General features: G+C 73.7%; 22 protein-coding genes. 13 read left to right on the forward strand and 9 right to left on the reverse strand.

Going from position 1 to position 20,908, the window contains the following annotated elements:
- Positions 1 to 30 precede the first annotated feature (30 nt).
- Positions 31 to 1,125 (forward strand): bifunctional succinyldiaminopimelate transaminase/glutamate-prephenate aminotransferase, encoded by a 1,095-nt coding sequence (locus tag OG802_RS23280; RefSeq protein WP_329413309.1) that lies wholly within the window; start codon positions 31 to 33, stop codon positions 1,123 to 1,125.
- 62 nt (positions 1,126 to 1,187) lie between these two features.
- Positions 1,188 to 1,481 carry a DUF1330 domain-containing protein gene (locus OG802_RS23285; RefSeq protein WP_329413311.1) on the forward strand — a complete coding sequence of 98 codons (294 nt, stop codon included), beginning with the start codon at positions 1,188 to 1,190 and terminating at the stop codon, positions 1,479 to 1,481.
- A gap of 293 nt (positions 1,482 to 1,774) precedes the next feature.
- Here OG802_RS23285 and OG802_RS23290 read toward each other — a convergent pair whose 3' ends face one another.
- Both OG802_RS23290 and OG802_RS23295 read right to left on the reverse strand, forming a co-directional pair.
- The gene (locus OG802_RS23290) at positions 1,775 to 2,224 is read right to left on the reverse strand and encodes an ATP-binding protein (protein ID WP_329413313.1); all 450 of its coding nucleotides are present in this window, start codon (positions 2,222 to 2,224) and stop codon (positions 1,775 to 1,777) included.
- A gap of 311 nt (positions 2,225 to 2,535) precedes the next feature.
- On the reverse strand, positions 2,536 to 3,558 hold the full coding sequence (locus OG802_RS23295) for a heavy metal transporter (protein ID WP_329413315.1): 1,023 nt from the start codon (positions 3,556 to 3,558) through the stop codon (positions 2,536 to 2,538).
- A gap of 94 nt (positions 3,559 to 3,652) precedes the next feature.
- On the opposite strand from OG802_RS23295, the gene dapE reads away from it, so the two are divergent.
- Both dapE and OG802_RS23305 read left to right on the forward strand, forming a co-directional pair.
- Positions 3,653 to 4,732 carry a succinyl-diaminopimelate desuccinylase gene (gene dapE / locus OG802_RS23300; protein ID WP_329413317.1) on the forward strand — a complete coding sequence of 360 codons (1,080 nt, stop codon included), beginning with the start codon at positions 3,653 to 3,655 and terminating at the stop codon, positions 4,730 to 4,732.
- 130 nt (positions 4,733 to 4,862) lie between these two features.
- Complete coding sequence (locus tag OG802_RS23305) at positions 4,863 to 5,621, forward strand: TIGR00730 family Rossman fold protein (protein ID WP_329413319.1); 759 nt, start codon at positions 4,863 to 4,865, stop codon at positions 5,619 to 5,621.
- Positions 5,622 to 5,683: 62 nt separating this feature from the next.
- On the opposite strand, the gene folP is transcribed toward OG802_RS23305, so the two are convergent.
- Positions 5,684 to 6,544, reverse strand: a complete 861-nt coding sequence (gene folP, locus OG802_RS23310; RefSeq protein WP_329413321.1) for a dihydropteroate synthase — start codon at positions 6,542 to 6,544, stop codon at positions 5,684 to 5,686.
- A gap of 124 nt (positions 6,545 to 6,668) precedes the next feature.
- On the opposite strand from folP, the gene OG802_RS23315 reads away from it, so the two are divergent.
- Positions 6,669 to 7,031 (forward strand): DivIVA domain-containing protein, encoded by a 363-nt coding sequence (locus OG802_RS23315; RefSeq protein WP_329413323.1) that lies wholly within the window; start codon positions 6,669 to 6,671, stop codon positions 7,029 to 7,031.
- A complete protein-coding gene (locus tag OG802_RS23320; protein WP_329413324.1) occupies positions 7,028 to 7,615 on the forward strand; it encodes a DNA-3-methyladenine glycosylase I in 588 nt (195 codons plus the stop codon). The genes OG802_RS23315 and OG802_RS23320 overlap by 4 nt, the downstream gene beginning before the upstream one ends.
- A 121-nt stretch (positions 7,616 to 7,736) precedes the next feature.
- On the opposite strand, the gene OG802_RS23325 is transcribed toward OG802_RS23320, so the two are convergent.
- Positions 7,737 to 8,528: an enoyl-CoA hydratase/isomerase family protein gene (locus OG802_RS23325; protein ID WP_329413326.1), complete on the reverse strand. Its 792-nt coding sequence runs from the start codon at positions 8,526 to 8,528 to the stop codon at positions 7,737 to 7,739.
- Positions 8,529 to 8,905: 377 nt separating this feature from the next.
- Between OG802_RS23325 and OG802_RS23330 the strand changes: the two genes are divergently transcribed.
- The gene (locus tag OG802_RS23330) at positions 8,906 to 9,073 is read left to right on the forward strand and encodes a DUF3117 domain-containing protein (protein ID WP_003966491.1); all 168 of its coding nucleotides are present in this window, start codon (positions 8,906 to 8,908) and stop codon (positions 9,071 to 9,073) included.
- A 138-nt stretch (positions 9,074 to 9,211) separates the two neighbouring features.
- Here OG802_RS23330 and OG802_RS23335 read toward each other — a convergent pair whose 3' ends face one another.
- Positions 9,212 to 9,910, reverse strand: coding sequence for an O-methyltransferase (locus tag OG802_RS23335; protein WP_329417334.1), 699 nt, complete (start codon positions 9,908 to 9,910; stop codon positions 9,212 to 9,214).
- A 163-nt stretch (positions 9,911 to 10,073) separates the two neighbouring features.
- Here OG802_RS23335 and sigE point away from each other — a divergent pair, with 163 nt between their 5' ends.
- The 5 genes from sigE (at position 10,074) to OG802_RS23360 (ending at position 16,042) form a co-directional block, all read left to right on the forward strand.
- Entirely contained in the window at positions 10,074 to 10,859 is a 786-nt protein-coding gene (gene sigE, locus OG802_RS23340) for an RNA polymerase sigma factor SigE (RefSeq protein WP_329413328.1), read from the forward strand.
- Positions 10,856 to 11,845, forward strand: a complete 990-nt coding sequence (locus tag OG802_RS23345; RefSeq protein WP_329413330.1) for an anti-sigma factor family protein — start codon at positions 10,856 to 10,858, stop codon at positions 11,843 to 11,845. Before sigE ends, OG802_RS23345 begins: the two co-directional genes overlap by 4 nt.
- A 945-nt stretch (positions 11,846 to 12,790) precedes the next feature.
- Entirely contained in the window at positions 12,791 to 14,476 is a 1,686-nt protein-coding gene (locus OG802_RS23350; protein WP_443055454.1) for a S1C family serine protease, read from the forward strand.
- A gap of 281 nt (positions 14,477 to 14,757) precedes the next feature.
- Positions 14,758 to 15,204, forward strand: coding sequence for a sec-independent translocase (locus OG802_RS23355; protein WP_329413334.1), 447 nt, complete (start codon positions 14,758 to 14,760; stop codon positions 15,202 to 15,204).
- Between the two features lie 178 nt (positions 15,205 to 15,382).
- Positions 15,383 to 16,042, forward strand: a complete 660-nt coding sequence (locus tag OG802_RS23360) for a hypothetical protein (RefSeq protein WP_329413336.1) — start codon at positions 15,383 to 15,385, stop codon at positions 16,040 to 16,042.
- A 137-nt stretch (positions 16,043 to 16,179) separates the two neighbouring features.
- Here OG802_RS23360 and OG802_RS23365 read toward each other — a convergent pair whose 3' ends face one another.
- Genes OG802_RS23365 through OG802_RS23375 form a run of 3 tightly spaced genes read right to left on the reverse strand, consistent with a single transcriptional unit; the run spans position 16,180 to position 19,316 of the window.
- Positions 16,180 to 17,313: an Mrp/NBP35 family ATP-binding protein gene (locus OG802_RS23365; protein WP_329413338.1), complete on the reverse strand. Its 1,134-nt coding sequence runs from the start codon at positions 17,311 to 17,313 to the stop codon at positions 16,180 to 16,182.
- Between the two features lie 43 nt (positions 17,314 to 17,356).
- A complete protein-coding gene (locus OG802_RS23370) occupies positions 17,357 to 17,980 on the reverse strand; it encodes a DUF1003 domain-containing protein (protein ID WP_329413340.1) in 624 nt (207 codons plus the stop codon).
- Positions 17,970 to 19,316, reverse strand: coding sequence for a magnesium transporter MgtE N-terminal domain-containing protein (locus tag OG802_RS23375; RefSeq protein WP_329413342.1), 1,347 nt, complete (start codon positions 19,314 to 19,316; stop codon positions 17,970 to 17,972). The genes OG802_RS23370 and OG802_RS23375 overlap by 11 nt, the downstream gene beginning before the upstream one ends.
- 214 nt (positions 19,317 to 19,530) lie before the next feature.
- Here OG802_RS23375 and OG802_RS23380 point away from each other — a divergent pair, with 214 nt between their 5' ends.
- Positions 19,531 to 20,280, forward strand: coding sequence for a hypothetical protein (locus OG802_RS23380; protein ID WP_329413343.1), 750 nt, complete (start codon positions 19,531 to 19,533; stop codon positions 20,278 to 20,280).
- A gap of 75 nt (positions 20,281 to 20,355) precedes the next feature.
- Here the strand turns inward: OG802_RS23380 and OG802_RS23385 are convergent, their stop codons facing one another.
- A complete protein-coding gene (locus tag OG802_RS23385; RefSeq protein ID WP_329413344.1) occupies positions 20,356 to 20,892 on the reverse strand; it encodes a hypothetical protein in 537 nt (178 codons plus the stop codon).
- Between the last annotated feature and the right edge of the window lie 16 nt (positions 20,893 to 20,908).

The raw sequence follows: 20,908 nt of genomic DNA on the forward strand, positions 1-20,908 counted from the left end.
TGCCGTCCGTACGAAAGTGAGCCAGTCACCGTGTCCTCCGCAGTCTCCGACCGCCTTCCCACGTTTCCCTGGGACAAGCTGGAGCCGTACAAGAAGACGGCCGCAGCGCACCCGGACGGCATCGTCGACCTGTCGGTCGGCACCCCGGTCGACCCGGTTCCCGACCTGATCCAGAAGGCCCTGGTCGACGCCGCGGACTCGCCCGGCTACCCGACCGTGTGGGGCACCCCGGCCCTGCGGGACGCGATCACCGGCTGGCTGGAGCGCCGCCTGGGCGCCCGCGAGGTCACCCACCGCCACGTCCTGCCGATCGTCGGCTCCAAGGAGCTGGTGGCCTGGCTGCCGACCCAGCTCGGCCTCGGCCCCGGCGACCGGGTGGCCTTCCCGCGGCTGGCCTACCCGACGTACGAGGTGGGCGCCCGGCTGGCCCGCGCGCAGTACGAGGTCTACGACGACCCCACCGACCTCGACCCGGCCGGCCTCAGGCTGCTCTGGCTGAACTCGCCGTCCAACCCCACCGGCCGGGTCCTGTCCCAGGCGGAACTGACCCGGATCGTCGCCTGGGCGCGGCGGCACGGGGTGCTGGTTTTCTCCGACGAGTGCTACCTGGAGCTGGGCTGGGAGGCCGACCCGGTCTCGGTCCTGCACCCGGACGTCAACGGCGGCTCCTACGAGGGCGTCGTCGCGGTCCACTCGCTCTCCAAGCGCTCCAACCTGGCCGGGTACCGCGCGGCCTTCCTGGCGGGCGACCTGGCCGTCCTCGGCCCCCTGCTGGAGATCCGCAAGCACGGCGGCATGATGACGTCGGCGCCCACCCAGGCGGCGGTCGTGGCCGCGCTCGGCGACGACGGCCACGTCCGCGAGCAGCGCGAACGCTACGCGGCCCGCCGCGCCCTCCTGCGCGAGGCGCTGCTCTCCCACGGCTTCCGCATCGAGCACAGCGAGGCCAGCCTGTACCTGTGGGCGACGCGGGACGAGTCCTGCTGGACCACGGTCGCCGACCTGGCCGGCCGGGGCATCCTGGTGGCCCCCGGCGACTTCTACGGCGAGGCGGGCGAGCGCTTCGTGCGCGTGGCCCTCACGGCGACGGACGAGCGGGTGCGCGCCGCGGTCGGACGCCTGTAACCGGTACCGACGACGACGGCGCCCGCACCGCCGCGACGCTCGTCCCCACTCTGGAGGTTGCCATGCCCAAGGCCTACTGGGTCAGCGTCTACCGCACCGTTTCCGACCCCGAGAAGCTCGCCGCCTACGGCAAGCTGGCCCGCCTGGCCGTCCAGCCCTGGGGCGGCCGGACCTTCGTCCGCGGCGGCCGGGTCGTGGCGTACGACGCCGGAATCGCCGAGCGCACGGTCCTGGTCGAGTTCGACAGCTTCGAGCAGGCCGTCGCGGCGCGGGAGAGCGCGGCCTACCAGGAGGCGCTGGCCGTCCTCGCCGACGGCGCCGAGCGCGACTTCCGCATCGTCGAGGGCCTCGACTGACCGACATCCGGCGGGCGGGGTTCAGCTGGGCGGGTCCGGCGGGCCGGGAGCGAGCCCCTGGCGCCGGACCGGCCGCCGCGGCGGACCGATCGGCCGGAGCCCCCTTCCGCGGGCTCCGGCCGCACGCCGATGCGCTCCGGACGACGGCGCGGCCGACGGAACCGCCCGGCTCAGGCCCTCGCCGGCGTCCGTCCGGTAGCGAGGCGTCGACCGCCCCGCTCCGACCGGCGAGCCCTGGCCGACCGGCGGGCCCTGGCCGACCGGCGGGCCCTGGCCGAGTGGCCCGACGGGTCCTAGCCGAGCGGCAGGCTCTTCACCGGCAGGGTCTGCGCGCCGGGCAGTCCACCCTTGGTGAGGGAGTCGGTCGGCAGTCCGCCCTTCGTGGCGGTCGACGCGGTGTCCCCGAGGAGGCCCCCGGCGGAACCCGCCGCCTCGCCGGCCGTCTTCTGCGCCACCGGAGCCGCCTGCTTCACGGCCTTGCCGCCGGTCTTGGCCGCGGCCGGCAGCGCCTGCTCGACCGTCTTGCCGCCGGTCTCACCCGCGAGCCCGGTGACGTTGTGCGCCGCACCGTCGACCGTGTGGCCGACGCTCGCCCCGTCCAGGGCGGTCAGCCCGCCGAGGTCGGGGGCGGCGGGCAGGCTCGGGGCGGCGCCGGCGGAGCCGGCCGCACCGACCCCGGCGGCCGCTCCCGCAGCGACGAGCAGCGCGGCACGGGCGATCCGACGGGTCAGGGGGAGGGACATGATGCTCCTTCGACGGAGAGAACAAGGACTGTCTGTGACTGCTGTGACTGTCTGCCTGTCCGGGCCCGGACGCAGTGACTACCGCTCGAAGCCCCCGAAGGTTGCGCACGGCCGACGTAAAGAGTTGGCAATGCGTCGCATTATCGGCTGGGGAGGAAAACGGGCAAAAACCGCCCGATGTGAAAGTCCGGCAAACCGGTGCGGCCCTTTGTCCTCAAGGGATTGCCGGCCCGCGAGGGTGACGGCGCGAAAACCTGAACACCCGGCCGGGACGGCGCCCCGCACACGACCCGCACGGGTGACGACCCGTACTACTGCTCGGTGACGATCCGCACGCCGTCCGCGGCGCCGCCAGCAGCCGCGCCCCCGGCGGCCTCCGCGCTGGTGGAACCGGTCGACCGCCACCGGCTGTCGCTGTGACCGGACACCCACTCCCGGCCCGCGTACACGACGCGCTCGATGCGCAGCGCCGAGGCGTTGGCCACCGCCCAGTGCGCCAGCTGCCAGCCGCGCTCGGCGGCACCGCGCCCGCCGGCGGCGGCGTCCCCGGAGACCGGCAGCGTCAGCGTCCGCCCGGAACTCCTGGCCACGGGCGGCCCTGCGGCGGCCTGCGAGGCCTTCCCCGCGCCGCCGACCGAGGTCTTCGAGCCGGTCTTCGAGCCGGTCCCCGCGCCCTCGCGCGCCCCGCCCCGCCCGAAGTCGCGGGTCAGCGCCGCCCGCACCGCCGCCGGGCCCGTGCTCGCCGTGGCCCTCGAACGGCCGTCGCAGGTCAGCGTCGCCGCCGACGTCCCGGTCAGCGCGGCGGCCAGCAGCACCGCGTCCCGCTCGTGCTTGGCGTAGGCCTCCGGGTACCCGCTGCGCTGCACGCGCTGCGCGGCCACCGTCAGCGGCAGCTCGGTGTAGTCGTCGACCTTCGCGAGGTGCTCGTAGAAGATGTCCGCCGCGTACGCCGGGTCCCTGACCTGCCGCGCGGTGCCCCAGCCCTGCGAGGGCCGCTGCTGGAACAGGCCGAGCGAATCCCGGTCGCCGTGGGCGAGGTTGCGCAGCCCCGACTCCTGGATGGCCGTCGCCAGGGCGATCGCCACGGCCCGCTCCGGCATGGCCCGGTCGGTGCCGACGGCGGCGATCGTGGCCGCGTTCACCGCCTGCTCCGGCGTGAACTCGTACGCCGCCCCGTCGGCGCCGCCGGAGACGACCCGGCAGCCGGGATCTCCCGTCCCGCCGGAGACGTACTGGACCACGGCATAACCCGCGACGGCGGACAGGACCACGCAGGCCGCCCCGAAACGGACGAGGCGGCCGCGGCGCTTGGGGGAAGGCGACGGCTGCGGCACGCCTACAAGGTACTGGAGAGTACGGAGGAGCAGCAGGGGTGTGCGCGCGGGCGGCGAAGAGGGGGCGCCCGACCGGCGCGTTAGGGTCGACGCCATGGCCGACACCCCGCTTGACCTCACCCTGGACGCCGCCGCGCTCACCGCGCGGCTCGTCGACTTCCGCTCGGAGAGCGGCGACGAGAAGCCGCTCGCGGACGCGATCGAGACCGCCCTGCGTGCGCTGCCCCACCTCACGGTGGACCGCCTCGGCAACAACGTCGTCGCCCGCACGCGGCTCGGCCGCGCCGAACGCGTCGTCCTGGCCGGCCACATCGACACCGTGCCGATCGCCGGCAACGTCCCGTCGCGGCTGGACGAGGACGGGGTGCTGTGGGGCTGCGGCACCTGCGACATGAAGTCGGGGGTGGCGGTCCAGCTGCGCGTCGCGGCGACCGTCCCCGCGCCCAACCGCGACCTGACGTTCGTCTTCTACGACAACGAGGAGGTCGCCGCCGACCTCAACGGCCTCAAGCACGTCGCCGAGGCCCGCCCCGAGTGGCTGGCCGGCGACTTCGCGGTGCTCCTCGAACCCTCCGACGGCCAGGTCGAGGGCGGCTGCCAGGGCACCCTGCGGGTCCTGCTGAAGACCAGGGGCGAGCGGGCCCACTCCGCACGCGGCTGGATGGGCTCCAACGCGATCCACGCGGCCGCCCCGATCCTGGCCCGCCTGGCCGCCTACGAGCCCCGCCACCCGGTCATCGACGGCCTGGAGTACCGCGAGGGCCTCAACGCGGTCGGCATCACCGGCGGAGTGGCCGGCAACGTCATCCCCGACGAGTGCGTCGTCACCGTCAACTTCCGCTACGCGCCGGACCGCAGCGAGGAGGAGGCCGTCGCCCACGTCCGCGAGGTGTTCGCCGGCTGCCCGGTGGCGGAGTTCGTCGTCGACGACCACAGCCCCGCCGCCCTGCCCGGCCTGTCCCACCCGGCGGCGGCCGCCTTCATCGAGGCGGTCGGCGGAACGCCGCTGCCCAAGTTCGGCTGGACGGACGTCAGCCGCTTCTCCGCGCTGGGCGTGCCCGCCGTCAACTACGGCCCCGGCAACCCGCACTTGGCGCACAAGCGGGACGAACGCGTGGACACGGCCAAGATCCTGGCCGGCGAGGAACGGCTGCGGGCCTGGCTCACCGCCTGAGCAGGGCCGGCGGGCCGGGCCGGGCGGGGCCGGGCCGGCGGCGGTGCACGGCGGACACGCCGACGTCCCCCGCCGGTAACCCGGGTGGATCTACGCTGAGGTGGATCGAACGAAGCGGAGGGAGTTCACCATGCCTACAGGGAACCCCGAGGGAAAGAAGCAGCCACCGGACGAGCAGCGCCTGGGGCCCGTCCTGCGACGGCGCGACCAGGTGCAGGCCAGCACGACCGACCAGCGGCTGCTGGACGAACGGGCCCCCTCGGACTGGGTGCACACCGACCCCTGGCGAGTGCTGCGGATCCAGTCGGAGTTCATCGAGGGGTTCGGCACCCTCGCCGAACTCCCCCCGGCGATCAGCGTGTTCGGCTCCGCCCGCACACCCGTCGGCTCCCCGGAGTACGAGGCGGGCGTACGCCTGGGCGGCGCCCTCGTGGACGCGGGCTGGGCCGTCATCACCGGCGGCGGACCGGGTGCCATGGAGGCGGCCAACAAGGGCGCGAGCGAGGCGGGCGGCACGTCCGTCGGCCTGGGCATCGAGCTGCCCTTCGAGCAGGGGCTCAACCCCTACGTCGACGTCGGCCTCAACTTCCGCTACTTCTTCGTCCGCAAGATGATGTTCGTGAAGTACGCGCAGGGCTTCGTCGTCCTGCCCGGCGGACTCGGCACCCTGGACGAGCTGTTCGAGGCCCTCACCCTCGTCCAGACCCAGAAGGTCACCCGCTTCCCCATCGTCCTGTTCGGCACGGAGTACTGGGGCGGCCTGATCGACTGGCTCAAGAACACCCTGATCGCCCAGGGCAAGGCGGCGGAGAAGGACCTCCTCCTCTTCCACGTCACCGACGACGTGGACGAAGCGGTGGCCCTGGTCTCCAAGGAAGCGGCCCGCTAGCCGCGGCCCGTGCGGCGCGTACGGGCCACACGGGCACGTACGGGCCGTACGGGCCGTACGGCCTACGCGAGTCCCCGGCGGGCGACCGCCGGGGGCCGGTGGCCCGCGATCGACGCGACCATGTCGAGCACCTGCCGCGTCTCCGCCACCTCGTGCACCCGGTACACCTGCGCCCCGAGCCACGCGGACACCGCGGTCGTGGCCAGCGTGCCGGTCAGCCGCTCCTTCACCGGCCGGTCCAGCGTCTCGCCCACGAAGTCCTTGTTGGACAGGGACACCAGCACCGGCCACCCCGTCTCCACCATCTCCCCGAGCCGCCGCGTCGCCTCCAGGCTGTGCCGGGTGTTCTTGCCGAAGTCGTGCCCCGGATCGATCAGGATCGACTCCCGCGGCACCCCCAGCCCAGCGGCCCGCTCCGCCAGCCCCACGGTCACCCGCAGGATGTCGGCCATGACGTCGTCGTACGCCGCCCGGTGCGGCCGCGTCCGCGGCTGCGCGCCGCCCGCGTGCGTGCACACCAGACCGGCCCCGTGGCGCGCCGCGACCTCCGCCAGCCGCGGATCCACCCCGCCCCACGCGTCGTTCAGCAGGTCGGCGCCCGCCTCGCAGACCGCCTCGCCGACCTCGGCCCGCCAGGTGTCCACGCTGATGACCACGTCCGGGAACCGCCGCCGCACCTCCGCCACGAAGCCGACGGTGCGCCGCGCCTCCTCGTCCGCCGTCACCTCTTCGCCCGGACCGGCCTTCACCCCGCCGACGTCGACGACCGCCGCGCCCTCCGCCACCGCCTGCTCCACGCGCGCGAGGGCCGGCTCGTCCAAGAAGGTCGCGCCCTGGTCGTAGAAGGAGTCCGGGGTCCGGTTCACGATCGCCATGATCACCGGCTCGTGCGCGCCGAATTCACGCCTGCCCAGCCTGAGCATCCCCTGTGACCTCTCCTCGTACGTCCTGCACATCCGCCGCCTGCGACCCTAACCGCCGTACCCGCATGGCACGATCGGACCCACACACATCCGCTCCGAGCACACCGAGTGTGGAGACCCACCGATGGTTATGTTCCTGTTTCTGGTCGTCGCGCTCGCCGTCGTGGTCGCCGCGGTGACACTCGCCGTGGTGGGCGGCGGCGAGGACGCCGGCCCGCTGCCGGAGGCCGCCCCCGAGCGACTGCACGACCCGCTGCCCCCGGACCGGCCGCTCGATCGCTCCGACGTCGACCTCCTGCGCTTCCCGCTGAGCGTCCGCGGGTACCGCATGGCCGACGTCGACGACGCCCTGAACCGGCTCGCCGCGGAACTCGCCGAGCGCGACGCGCGCATCGCCGACCTGGAGTCGGCCCTGGCCGGCGCGCAGACCCCGGCCGCCGCGCCCCACGTCTCCATGGAGAAGCAGACCCCCGAGGACCAGCAGTGAGCGACGGCGCCGCCCTCGCCGGGGCGGACGGCGCACCGCGCTGCCCGTGGGCCCTGTCCACCCCGGACTACGTGACGTACCACGACGAGGAGTGGGGCCGCCCGGTCCACGGCGACGACGCGCTCTTCGAACGCCTCAGCCTGGAGGCCTTCCAGTCGGGCCTGTCCTGGATCACGATCCTGCGCCGCCGCGCCGGCTTCCGCGCCGCGTTCGCCGGCTTCGAGATCGCCTCGGTCGCCCTCTTCACCGACGAGGACCGCGCCCGCCTCCTGGCCGACCCCGGCATCATCCGCAACCGCGCCAAGGTCGACGCCACGCTCGCCAACGCGCGCGTGCTCGCCGAGTGGGCGCCGGGCGACCTGGACGAGCTGATCTGGTCCCACGCCCCCGACCCGGCCGGCCGGCCCGCGCCGCAGACCCTGGCGGACGTCCCCGCCGTCACGGACGAGTCGACGGCCCTGTCGAAGGCGCTCAAGAAGCGGGGCCTGCGCTTCGTCGGGCCGACGACGGCGTACGCGCTGATGCAGGCATGCGGCCTGGTCAACGACCACCTGGCGGCATGCGCCCGCCGAAACGCCCCCTGAACCCCTGAGCGGGCGGACGGCCGGGCCACCGCCCCTTCACGCCCGCACGACGTGCACACACGCACACGCACGCCTTGCCGCGCGCGGGCCCGCCCGCGCGCGGCGGCGACGGCGTTCCGGCTCAGCGGCCCAGATACTTCGGGGTCTCCTTCTGGACGAACGCCCGCACCGCGATCGCGTGGTCCTCGGAGGCCCCCGCCCGCGTCTGGAGCGCGTCCTCCTTGTCCAGCGTCTCGGAGAGGCTGTGCGCCGATCCGTACGCCACGGCCTCCTTGATCGCCGCGTACGCCACCGTCGGCCCCGCGGCGAGCGCCCGGGCCACCTTCTCCGCCTCCGCGCGCAGCGCGTCCGCCGGCACGACCCGGTTGGCGATGCCCAGCTCGTACGCCTCCTGCGCCTTGATGTTGCGGGGGAAGAGCAGCAGGTCGGTGGCGCGGCCCGGACCGATCACCCGGGGCAGCGTCCACGAGACGCCCGAGTCGGCGGTGAGCGCGACCCCCGCGAACGAGGTGTTGAAGGACGCCGTCTCGGACACGACGCGGTAGTCCGCGGCCAGCGCGAAGCCGAAGCCGGCGCCCGCGGCCACGCCGTTCACCGCGGCCACCACCGGCTTCGGCGCCTCCGTCAGCGCCCGCACGATCGGGTTGTAGTGCTCCGAGACCGTGCTCATGACCTGCTTCGACCCCTCGGCCAGCAGTCCGATGTGCTCCTTCAGGTCCTGCCCCACGCAGAACGCGCGTTCGCCGGCGGCGGTCAGCAGCACGGCCCGTACGGCGTCGTCGGCCGCGGCGGCCCGCACCGCGTCCCGGAGGGCGACCTTGGTCGCGACGTTCAGCGCGTTCATCGCCTCGGGGCGGTTCAGCGTGATCGTCGCGAGCCCGTCACTCACCTCGTAGAGCACGGTGTCGACCATGGCGTTTCCCCTCCGTGTCGCGTCCGGGACGCCCTACTGGCCGGTACGTCCCCTGTACGGGACAGCATGGCGGAGATCACCGCCCGGGGACCGGACCCGACGTGTGACCTGCGTCAAAGAATTCCGGACGGATTCCGGCGCCCGGAAGCGTGTGCGGCGGCGCAGTATCGCAGCCACATCGCCGAATTGAGTGGTTTTGCTCGCGCGCGTTGCCCAAGCGATGCCGACCGATGTTGGTCATCGGGTCCTGAGATGCGGGATAATGGCCTGGAAGCAATGTGTTCGATGCCGGTGCCGCGGATCCCACGCTGGATCGCGGCTGCCCTCCACGGGCCGTCGGCTTTGGCGATGAGCTGGTTTCAGGAAGGGGAACGAGCATGGCGGCCATGAAGCCGCGAACGGGTGATGGCCCGCTCGAGGTGACCAAGGAGGGGCGGGGCATCGTCATGCGCGTTCCGCTCGAAGGCGGCGGGCGGCTCGTCGTCGAGCTGACCCCTGACGAGGCCGACGCGCTCGGCGACGCCCTGAAGAAGGTCGTCGGCTGACGCGAAGCGACCCTGCACCGTCGATCGCTCCGGCGTCCTTCTGGGCGCCGGGGCGGTTGTCTTTCCGGCGGTTCTCCGGGTCCGCGGCGGCCGTCCGGCCCGAAAGGCCCAACGCCGGGGCCCGGACCTCTCAGCGCTTCAGCGCTTGACCGCGCACAGGAGCCCGTCGCCCACCGGCAGCAGCGACGTCACCAGCTCCTGGCTCTCGCGCACCGCCCGCAGCAGCTCCCGGATGCGTATGACCTCCGTGGGCTGCGGCCCCGAGTCCACCGTGCGGCCGTTGGCGAAGACGCCCTCGAAGACGACCAGCCCGCCCGGACGCAGCAGGCGCAACGATTCAGCGAGGTACTCCAGCAGCTCCAGCCGGTCGCCGTCGCAGAAGACCAGGTCGTAGCCGGAGTCCGCGAGCCGGGGCAGGACGTCCAGCGCGCGGCCGGGGATGAAGCGGGCCCGGTTGCTGGCGAACCCGCAGGCGCGGAACGCCTGCCGGGCGAACTGCTGGTGCTCCGGCTCCGGGTCCACGGTCGTCAGGACGCCGTCCGGGCGCATTCCGTGCAGCAGGTGGATCCCGGAGACGCCGGTGCCGGTGCCGATCTCGGCGACCGCCTTCGCGTCCACGGTGGCGGCGAGCATCCGCAGCGCGGCGCCCGTGCTGGGCGACACCGAGCGCAGCCCTGCCTCACGGGCCCGGTCGCGGGCCCAGCGCAGCGCTTCGTCCTCGGCGGCATAGGCGTCGGCGAACGCCCAGCTTGCCTGCCGGTTGCCGGTAATGACCCTCTCCTGTCCCCGTGGTTGCCTGGGCGTGACTGTATCCGTTGGCGCCGGGAACCCGCAGATGGGACCGGGCGTTTGAAGGGGTGGGAACGACTACGGGGGGACACGGTTGGATCACGACGTGGGACAGGGCGCCGAGCAAGTGCTGACGCAGCCGCATGAGCCGTGTCAGCCCACATCAATTTCTCGTAAAACCGCTTATCCGGAGCTAACGGGCGAGGTGGCTATGGTAGGGGCTCCACTGGACACCACCAATGCCGACAGGGGAGGTGCGGCCGCGCCTGTGGATCGGGGAGGAGTGCTGCGGCGCTTTCTCGGATCGGCAGTCAGGCCGAAATCCGTGAACGACACCGCTGCTGACCCCAGCCACTCCGCCGGCATCGCCGTCGGCCCAGCCCAGACCGCGACCTTCACCACCGACGCGGACGGGCAGGCGTGGACTCCGCCCACGTGGGAGGAGATCGTCAGCATGCACAGCGGCCGGGTCTACCGGCTCGCCTACCGGCTGACCGGCAACCAGCACGACGCCGAGGACCTCACGCAGGAGGTCTTCGTCCGCGTCTTCCGTTCCCTGTCGACGTACACGCCGGGCACCTTCGAGGGCTGGCTGCACCGCATCACGACCAATCTCTTCCTGGACATGGTCCGCCGCAAGCAGCGCATCCGCTTCGACGCGCTCGGCGACGACGCGGCCGAGCGGCTGCCCAGCAAGGAGCCCAGCCCGCAGCAGGTCTTCAACGACGCCCACTTCGACGCGGACGTCCAGCAGGCCCTCGACACCCTCGCGCCCGAGTTCCGCGCCGCGGTCGTGCTGTGCGACATCGAGGGGCTCTCCTACGAGGAGATCGCCGCGACCCTCGGCGTCAAGCTCGGCACGGTCCGCTCGCGCATCCACCGCGGCCGCTCCCAACTGCGCAAGGCCCTCGCGCACCGTGCGCCCGAGGCGCGCGCCGGACGCAGCTCCTTCGTGGCCCGTGTGCCCGCACTGGGAGGAGGGGGCGCGACCGCGTGAGTGGATCCCGACACGACGCAACCGAGCGGCTCCTCGCGGAGCAGCACCTCGGCGACCGGCTCTCGGCCCTGGTGGACGGCGAGCTCGGTCACGACACCCGCGAACGCGTGCTCGCCCACCTGGCGACCTGCGCGAAGTGCAAGACGGAGGTCGACGCGCAGCGCCGACTGAAGAACGTCTTCGCCGAGGTCGCCCCGCCGACCCCCTCCGAAAGCTTCCTCGCCCGCCTTCAGGGCCTCCCCGCCGGAGGTGACTCCGACGGCCGTGGCACGCCGCTGGGCGGGGGAGGCTTCGCCGACTCCGTCTTCGGAACGAGGGGCACGAGACGGGACGAGCCGTTCGAGTTCGGCTATGTGCCGGCCCGGCACCACGGCTCCGTCCTCTCGCCCGCCTCGGACCGCGGCTTCCGCATCCACCCCGTCGGCCGCGCCGGCGACCGGCACGACACCGAGCGGTCGCGGGGCATGCGGTTCGCGTTCGTCGCCGCCGGCGCGGTGTCGCTGGCCGCGATCGCACTGGGCGGCATGACCGGCGTCGCCCCCGTCGACACGACCGCGGACGGCCGGGCCGGTTCCGGCTCGGGCAGCAACGTGCTCCCGGCACGCACTCCCGGCACGGGCTCCGTGGCCGCGGAGAACCAACGCCGCCGGGCCGCGAGCCCCCTGCTCTCCCAGGGCGGACAACTCGGCGGCACCCCGACCGCCCCGACCGAGGTGTCCGCGCCGCTGCTGCCGGGGATGCCCGTCCAGCCCGGCGGCCCGGTCGAACAGGCCCTGCACCGACTGACCACGCCCATGGTCGCCGGAGCCGCGGTGATGTCTCCGCTGATACGTCCCCTCGGCACGAACTCGCCGGTCTCGCTGAGCGCCTGGAGCGGCAGCGGCCCCAAGTTCACCGGTCCCGGTCTGCTCGCCGCACCCGTCCCTCTCACCACGTCCGCTCCCAGCCCCACTTCTGCCCTCCCTCAGGGGCGGCACACCCGCTGACCGTCTCCTGCGCCGCGCCCGGCGAACCTGGTTGAATCGCGGTGGACCGCGTCCTGCCAGGCAGCCGGGCGCGACGGCGAAGTACGCCGGGCAGGGCCGGGGGAGTGCCACCGGTTCGACGCCGCGGTCGGCTCGACTGGGGGAGAGAGCGTGGACGAGGGGAAGCCCACGAGGGCGAAGTGGTGGAGCCTGCCCCGGCAGCAGCCATCACCGGCACGCCGGAGCCCCGAGGACCAGGACCAGGACCAACAGGACCAGGGGCAGGATCAGGACCAACAGGGTCGGGCCCAGGACCAAGGCCAGGACCAGGACGGGGGCCGGGACCGGGCCGACAGCACCCTGAGCGAGCCGGCCGGCTCGGAGCACGGCGGGACTGACGGCGACTTCGAACTCCCCCGCCCGAACAGCGCCCCGCGCGACACCGGCGCGCCCGCAGCCCCGGCCGGCGCCGCGCCGGAACCGGAGCCGACGACTCCGTCACCCGCCGCAGCCCCCGCCTCCACCCCCGCTCCGCCCGCCTCCGGCGACGGCGGCGGGAGTGAGAGTTGGGAGAACGGGGAGAGGGGGGAGAGCGGGGCGAGCGGGAGTGACGGTGACTACGAACTGCGCCGTCCGGCGACCGCCCCCGAGCCGGGCGTCGGCCGGCACACGGATATCCCGGACGCCGACGAGACCCCGGAGCGACCCCGCACCTCCCCGGCTTGCCATCCCCGCGATTCCCAGGATCCCCGCGACCCCCTGAACGCCGTCGCAGGCGAGGGCGGAGGCGAAGACTCGGGCGCGGGCGAAGGGGCAGGTGCAGGCGAAGCCGCGGGCGAAGGCACAGGCGCGGGGGAGCGGCGGGGTGGGCCGTTGCACGATCCCGACCCGTACAGCACGCCGCCGTACGGGGAGCCCGGCCCCTGGGCGCCCGCACCCCCGGTGCAGCACCCGGCGGTCGCGCCCCTGCCCGTCGCACCGCCGCCCGGAAACGCGTCCCAGACCGCCGGAGCCGCCGCCCCACCCCACGCGGCCCCGTCCGACGCGGCCCCGTCCGACGCGGCCGCGCCCCACCCGGCCGCACATCCCGCGGGCCCGGAGACGCAGCCGGGACCCCTGCTCGGAGCCCTGTTCCCCGCGCCTTCCCCCATTCCCACTCCCGCGCCCGGCCCCGCGCTCCCCTCCCAGCCCGCTGCCCCCGGGCTCCCCTCCCAGCCCGCTGCCCCCGCGCTCCCCTCCCAGCCCGCTGCACCCACGCCCCCCTCTTCGCCCGCGCTCCCTTCCTCGTCCACGCTCCCTTCGTCGCCCACGCCTCCTTCCTCGTCCACGCCTCCTTCGTCGCCCACGCCTCCTTCCGCGTCCGCGCCCGTCGCCTCGGCAGCCCTGCCGGTGTCACCTGTCCCCGGCTCTTCCTCTCCGCAGGCCGTCGGTCTCGCCCCCGCGGACCCCTGGCTGCGTTACGACCCCTGGTCGGCGTCTCCGTTCGGCGGTTCCGGGAGGGCGGGGTCCGCGGGCGAGGAGTCCGGCGGGGCGCGAGAGCGGCGCCGGCGGGTGCGCAGGAGGCTGGTCGGCGGCGCGCTGGCCGTGGCCCTCGTCTCCGGCGGGCTGGGCGGAGCCGTCGGCGCCTACCTGGAGCGCAACGGCGGGCTCCGCCCGATCCGGCTGCCGCAGGCGTCCGCGGATCCCGGGCGGCCCGCCGAGGGGGTGGCCGGGATCGCCGCGAGGGCCCTGCCCGGCGTGGTCACCCTGCACGTCAGCGGCGGCGGCCGGTCGGGCACGGGCACGGGATTCGTCCTCGACTCCCTCGGCTACATCCTCACCAACAACCACGTCGTCGAGTCCGCCAAGGGCGGCGGCGGGATATCCGTCGTCTTCGAGGGCGGGAAGACCGTCGCGGCGGAGGTCGTCGGCCGGGACAGCGGCTACGACCTCGCCGTGGTGCGGGTGACCGGGGTGAAGGGCCTCAGGCCGCTCTACCTCGGCAACTCCGACGACGTCCGGGTCGGCGACCCCGTGGTCGCCATCGGCGCGCCCTTCGACCTGGAGGGCACCGTCACCTCCGGCATCATCAGCGCCAGGGAGCGGCCCGTCGTCGCCGGAGGCGGCAGCGGCGACGCGAGCGACGTCTCGTACGTGGACGCCCTCCAGACCGACGCGCCGATCAATCCCGGCAACTCCGGCGGCCCCCTCCTCGACGCCCGGGGGTGGGTCATCGGCGTCAACTCCGCCATCCGGTCCGGCTCCGACGGCGTCGACGGGACCGACGCCCAGGGCGGGTCGGTCGGACTGGGCTTCGCCATCCCGATCAACCAGGGCAAACGCGTGGCCGAGGAGCTGATCAACACCGGCCGGGCGACGCACCCGGTCATCGGCGTCAGCCTGGACATGGACTACGCCGGGGACGGCGCGCGGGTCAGTGCCACGGGCGCCGACGGCAAAGCGCCGGTCACGCCGGGCGGGCCGGGCGACCGGGCCGGGATCAGGGCCGGCGACGTCATCACCGGGGTCGACGGCCGCCGCGTCCACACGGGCGGGGAGCTGATCGTCAGGACCCGCTCCCACCGCCCCGGCGACCGCCTGGAGCTGACGGTGGAGCGTGCGGGGCGGGAGCGCACGCTCACCCTGGTCCTCGGTTCCTCGGGCGGCGGCTGAGGTGAGGTGAGGTGAGGTTGCTGAGGCGGCCGCGGGTCCGCCGGCTCCGCCCCCCCCGGCTGCGCCGATTGCCGCAAACGTCACAGGTCGGGCCACGAAATCCGGTGCCGGCAGGCAAACAACGCGGAAAACCGGCCGGGTACACCCACTCGGAGGCCTCGGGGCAGTACCGGTCGGACAGGTGCGACAGGTACCGTGGGACCGGCCCGGGCCGCCGAGGACCCGCACTCGACCGCTGAGGGCCGAGGGCCGTGGGCCGCGGACATCGCAAGGAGCTTCAGGTGTTCAATGACATAGGACCGCTCGAGCTGGTGACGATCATCGTCCTGGCCGTGCTCGTCTTCGGTCCGGACAAGCTCCCCAAGGTGATCCAGGACGTGATGCGCACCGTCCGGAAGATCCGCGAGTTCTCGGAGAGCGCCAAGGCGGACATCCGCAGCGAACTCGGCCCGGAGTTCAAGGACTTCGAGTTCGAGGACCTCAACCCCAAGACGTTCATCCGCAAGCAGCTGGACAACGACGAGCTGGGGCTGAAGGAGATCCGCAACGGCTTCGACCTGAAGAAGGAGATGGCCGAGGTGACGGACGCGGTCCACAGCCGCGACACGGACACCCCCGCCGCTTCGGGTTCGACGGGCGCGTCGGGCGGCGCGCGCGTCGACATGACCAAGCGTCCCGAGGAGCCGGGCGGGGACGACCGTCCGCCCTTCGACGCCGACGCCACCTGAGCCACCTGGGCCGTCCGCGTCCCCCGATGTGAGGGGGCGCACGCTCCACGCGCCGGGTGGATTCCCGGCAGTCCGGAGCGGGGTGGCTATGCTGCCTGGTTGTTGTGCGGAGCGGACGAGTACGCCCGAAGGGGGGCGGGCCGGTCGCTCCGTCGAGAACGAGGAGGCGTCCGGGCACATGGAGACGACGAGTCGGGCAGTCGCGCAGACGCCGGCCGCGGAGGACGGACAGCAGGTCCCCTCCGCGCGGCGCACGGTCGACGGCTACCTGGAGGCACCCTTCCCCTGGTACGGCCTCGACGAGGCCTTCACCGGGCCGCGCTGGCTGATGCAGGTGGGCACGGCCGCCGACGGGGCCGTCGAGCACGGTTCCATCGGGCACGGCGACGAGCCCTCCGTGCGGCACGAGACGGCCGGCGAGGACCGCGGGAAGTTCGCGGTCGTCGTGACCGTCGCCGCGAACCCCGTACGGCGCAGCGCGGACGGCACCGGTCTGCTGGAGGCGACGTCCGTGTCGTCGGCTGCTTGGCTCGCCGGGGTGGGCCTGCTGTCCTTCACCTGGCCCGGCCAGATGGACCACAGCCTGCGCGACGACTGGCTGGACCAGCAGACCGAGACGGCGTGGGTCCTCGCCGACGACCTCGACGGACCGGACTGGTCCACGCTGTCCCTGCCGGTCGACGGCGTGCCGACGCCGTTCCACTACCGCGAGTCCGAGTTCGGCTGGGTGCTGGCCGGCTCGACCTCGCAGGGGGTGCACGTGGGCGCTTACGGACGGGGCATGAGCGCGTACGGCCTCGGCTTCGCCATGGTCAAGGACATCGAGACGTACGCCTGACGGGCCGCACTCCCGGCCCCGACGACAGTGGGGGCGCCGTCCGAGCACGGACGGCGCCCCCACTGTCGTCAGGCGGAGGAAGGGACGGGGACCCGCGTGCGGGCCGTGCCGCCCCCAGAACCTGACGAAGCAGTCAGCTAGAACTTGTTGCGCGGGGTGATGCCCAGTGACAGGCCCGACAGGCCGCGCTGGCGGCCGCCCAGCTTGCCGGCGATCGCGCGCAGGGCGGAGCCCGCCGGGGACTCGGGGTCGCTCAGGACGACCGGCCGGCCCTCGTCGCCGCCCTCGCGCAGCCGGACGTCGATCGGGATGGAGCCGAGGACCGGGACGTTCGCGCCGGTCGTGCGGGTGAGGCCCTCGGCGACCGTCTGGCCGCCGCCGGTGCCGAAGACGTCGACCATCTCCCCACAGTGCGGGCAGGGCAGGCCGGACATGTTCTCGACCACGCCGACGATCTTCTGGTGGGTCTGCACGGCGATGGAGCCCGCCCGCTCGGCGACCTCGGCGGCCGCCTGCTGCGGGGTCGTCACGACGAGGATCTCGGCGTTCGGGACCAGCTGCGCCACGGAGATCGCGATGTCGCCGGTGCCCGGCGGCAGGTCGAGCAGCAGCACGTCCAGGTCGCCCCAGTAGACGTCGGCGAGGAACTGCTGGAGCGCGCGGTGGAGCATCGGGCCGCGCCAGACGACCGGGGCGTTGCCCGGGGTGAACATGCCGATGGAGATGACCTTCACGCCGTGCGCGGACGGCGGCATGATCATGTTCTCGACCTGGGTGGGACGGCCGTCCGCGCCCAGCATGCGCGGCACGCTGTGGCCGTAGATGTCCGCGTCGACCACGCCCACCTTGAGACCGTCGGCGGCCATCGCCGCGGCGAGGTTCACCGTCACCGACGACTTGCCGACGCCGCCCTTGCCGGAGGCGACCGCGTAGACGCGGGTCAGCGAGCCGGGCTTGGCGAAGGGGACCTCGCGCTCGGTCTGGCCGCCGCGCAGGGCGCTCGCCAGCTCCTTGCGCTGTTCGTCGCTCATCACGTCGAGGGTGACGTCGACGCGGGCGACCCCCTCCACGGCGGAGACCGCGTCCGTCACCCGCTGGGTGATCGTCTCGCGCATCGGGCAGCCGGAGACCGTCAGGTACACGGCGACCGCGACCGCCCCGTCCGCGCCGATCTCCACCGACTTCACCATCCCGAGTTCGGTGATGGGCCGGTTGATCTCGGGGTCGTTCACCGTCGCCAGTGCCTCGCGCACCGCGTCTTCGCTAGCCATAGGGACGATGGTACGGCGACCTGCGGGCGCCCGGGTAAGCCCGTCACCGGTCGTCTACGTCACGTGCCCGCGACCGTTCTGCCGGGAATACGGCGTGTTCGCGGTGGCCGTCGCGCCGTTCCTCCAGCTCCTTGACCATGTCCTGCAGCTCGGAGCGGATCCAGTCGCGGGTGGCGACCTCGCCCAGACCGATGCGCAGCGCGGCGATCTCCCTGGTCAGGTACTCGGTGTCGGCGATGGACCGCTCGTTGGACTTGCGGTCCTGTTCGAGGTTGACCCGGTCGCGGTCGTCCTGCCGGTTCTGCGCGAGCAGGATCAGCGGGGCCGCGTAGGAGGCCTGGAGCGACAGCATCAGCGTCAGGAAGATGAACGGGTAGTTGTCGAACCGCAGATCCGCCGGGGCGAAGATGTTCCACAGGACCCAGGCGATGATGACGATCGTCATCCAGACGATGAACCGGCCGGTGCCCAGGAAGCGCGCGATGCGCTCCGACAGCCGCCCGAAGGCCTCCGGGTCCCACTCGGGCAGGATCCGGTGCCGGGGCGGCCGCGGCTGGTCCAGCCGGGCGCGGGTACGGCCGGTCGCCGTGGCGCCCGTCGGGGTGCGCTCCCGGCCCGTGGCGGCCTGGGCGCGCTCGCGGCCCGCGCTCTCGCGTTCAGGAGCCATGCCGGCCGGCCCTCTCGGCCGCGGGCTCGCCCGCGCGCCCGTCGGCGGTCCCGTCCGCAGGCCCGTCCGTGGGCTCGCCCTCCAGGTGGAACTCCGTCTCGCGCCAGTCCTCCGGCAGCATGTGGTCCAGGACGTCGTCGACGGTCACCGCGCCGAGCAGCGAGCCCGCCTCGTCCACGACGGGCGCCGCGACCATGTCGTACGTCGCGAAGAACCCGGCGACGACCGGCAGGGCCGCGTCCGGGGCCAGGGCCTGGAGGTCGTCGTCGAGGATCGAACTGACCAGGGTGTACGGCGGATCGCGCAGCAGCCGCTGGAAGTGGACCGTGCCCAGGTACTTGCCCGTCGGCGTCTCGTCGGGCGGACGGCAGACGTAGACCTGTGCGGCGAGCGCGGGGGACAGGTCCGGGTTGCGCACCCGGGCCAGGGCGTCGGCGACGGTGGCGTCGGGGCGCAGGACGATCGGCTCGGTGGTCATCAGCCCGCCCGCCGTGTGCTCCTCGTACGCCATCAGGCGCCGCATGTCGGCCGCGTCGTCGGGCTGCATCAGGGACAGCAGCCGCTCCTTGTCCTCCTCCGGCAGCTCGGAGAGCAGGTCGGCCGCGTCGTCGGGGTCCATCGCCTCCAGGACGTCCGCCGCGCGCTCCTCCTTCAGCTTGCCGAGGATCTCGATCTGGTCGTCCTCCGGCAGCTCCTCCAGGACGTCGGCGAGGCGGTCGTCGTCGAGGGCGGCCGCCACCTCCGCGCGCCGCTTGGCGGAGAGGTGGTGCAGGACGTTGGCGAGGTCGGCGGGGCGCAGCTGCTCGAACGTGGCGAGGAGGCTCTCCGCGCCCTGTCCGTGCTCCTCCATCGAGAACCCGGTGACGGCCGACCACTCCACGGTGAGCGTCTCGCCCTTGGCCCGGCGGAAGGTGCTCGCCTTCTTGCCCTTGCGGACGAAGACGCGGTCGATCTCCCAGTCGCGGCGGGCCGGCAGCTGCTGCACGGACGCGTCGAGGACGGTGACCTCCTCGCCGGTCTCCACGAGGGTGACGCGCCGGTCGAGCAGCTCCCCGAACACCAGCCGCTCGGTGGGCCGCTGCTCGAAGCGGCGCACGTTGAGCACACCGGTGGTGATGACCTGACCGGACTCGATGCCGGTGACGCGGGTCATGGGCAGGAAGATCCGGCGCCGGGTGGACAGTTCGACGACCAGACCGAGCACCCGCGGCGGCCGCCGCCGCACGCGCAGCACGACGACGAGGTCGCGCACCCGCCCCACCTGGTCGCCGTTCGGATCGAACACGGGGACGCCCGAGAGGTGCGAGACGAAGATCCGCGGGGCTCCCGCTGCCATGACCGCCCCTCCTTGTCGTGCGCGCCGGTGGGGCGCGTTGTCGCCGGTGTTGCTCATTTCCCGATTGCCCGCTCGTGCGGGCTTCAGGCTAGCCCGTCCCGATCGGATACGCCCTGGTGGGGCGTCCGGACGGACTGGCTCCGCCCGGCCCGCGCGACCCCGGTACGCTGCCGTACGCCGCTCAGCAGACCCCCGCAGAAAGGCAGCCCTCCCTGTGACTGCGATTCCCCAGGGCCGTACGCGCCGGACCTCGTTGGTGAGCGCGGTGTGCGCGCTGGTCGTGGGCGTGGGACTGGCCGGCTGCGGCGAGGATCCGGACGCGGGCACGAACGGGGTGGGCAAGCTGCCGGCCGCGCGGATCCAGGAGAAGACCAAGGCGGCCGCCGGTTCCGTGGACGCGGTGCGGCTGTCGGGCAGCGTCGTCACCAGCGGGCGCACGTACCGGCTCGACATGCGGCTGAAGGCGGACGGCGGCGCCGGGTCGGTCACCGCGCAGGGGGCCACCTTCCATCTGCTGCGGGTGGGCGAGCAGCTGTTCCTCAAGGCGGACGCGGCGTTCTGGAAGAAGGAGGACGCCAAGTCCGGCGACGGCTCCGACACGGCGGCCGCCGACAAGCTCGACGGCAAGTACGTCAAGGTGCCGGCGGGCGACCCCTCGTACCGCAAGTTCAGCGGGTTCACGGACAAGGACCTCCTCCTCGACGGTCTGCTCACGCTGCACGGCGCGCTGGCCACCGACGGCCACCACGAGCAGGACGGGGTGCGCACCGTCCGCATCACCGGCGACGGCGGCTCCGGCGGCAAGCTGGACGTGTCGCTGGAGGGCACGCCGTACCCGCTGCTGCTGGAGCGCGCGGGCGGGGCCGGGACGCTGCGTTTCTCGTCCTGGGGCAAGGACTTCGCCCTGGAGGAGCCGGCGAAGGACCAGACCGTGGACTACGGCAAGCAGCTCCCGACGTCCTGACCCCCGCCCGCCGAGCGCGGTGACCGAGAGCCACCGGGGCGCGACCGGGGCGAGCGGCAGCGGGCCGGGCGGGTGCTACTTGCGTCTGCCCCGGCGTCCGCGCAGCAGCAGTTTCGGCAGTCCGGCGGGCGCGGGCTCGCGCGTGGTGGCGGGCGAGGGGACGGGCCGGGCGGCGAGGCTGTCCTCGGGGAGCGGCGAGGTGGCGCCGGTCGGCTCCAGGCGCAGCACCCGGCACTCGCGCGCCCAGCGCCCGGTCATGGCCTCGCCGTCGGGCGCGTTCAGCCGCTTGCCCTTCAGCTCGGCGACGGCGGCCTCCCAGGCCTCGGAGCCGGGCGCGAGCCCGGTCACCGTCGCCGTCCAGGTGACCAGCCGGCCGCCCTTGTCCTTGCTGCGCACGGTGACCTCGGCCGAGCCGCCCTCGACGAGTCCGGGCAGCGGCTGCTCGCCGGGCCCGTCGCCGACCAGGCAGGCCGCGCCGTCGTGCCACACGTGCCACAGCGCCCGCGCGGCCGTCTCCTGCCCGCCCCGGACCCAGACGAGGCCGGACTTCTTGGTGGCCTCCTCGACGAGGGTCCGGTCGACGAGGGCCTCTCCGAGCAGCTCGCTTGTCATGCCGCCCAGCCTATCC

The organism is Streptomyces sp. NBC_00704 (genome assembly GCF_036226605.1).
In the GTDB taxonomy this organism is placed as follows: Bacteria; Actinomycetota; Actinomycetes; order Streptomycetales; family Streptomycetaceae; genus Streptomyces.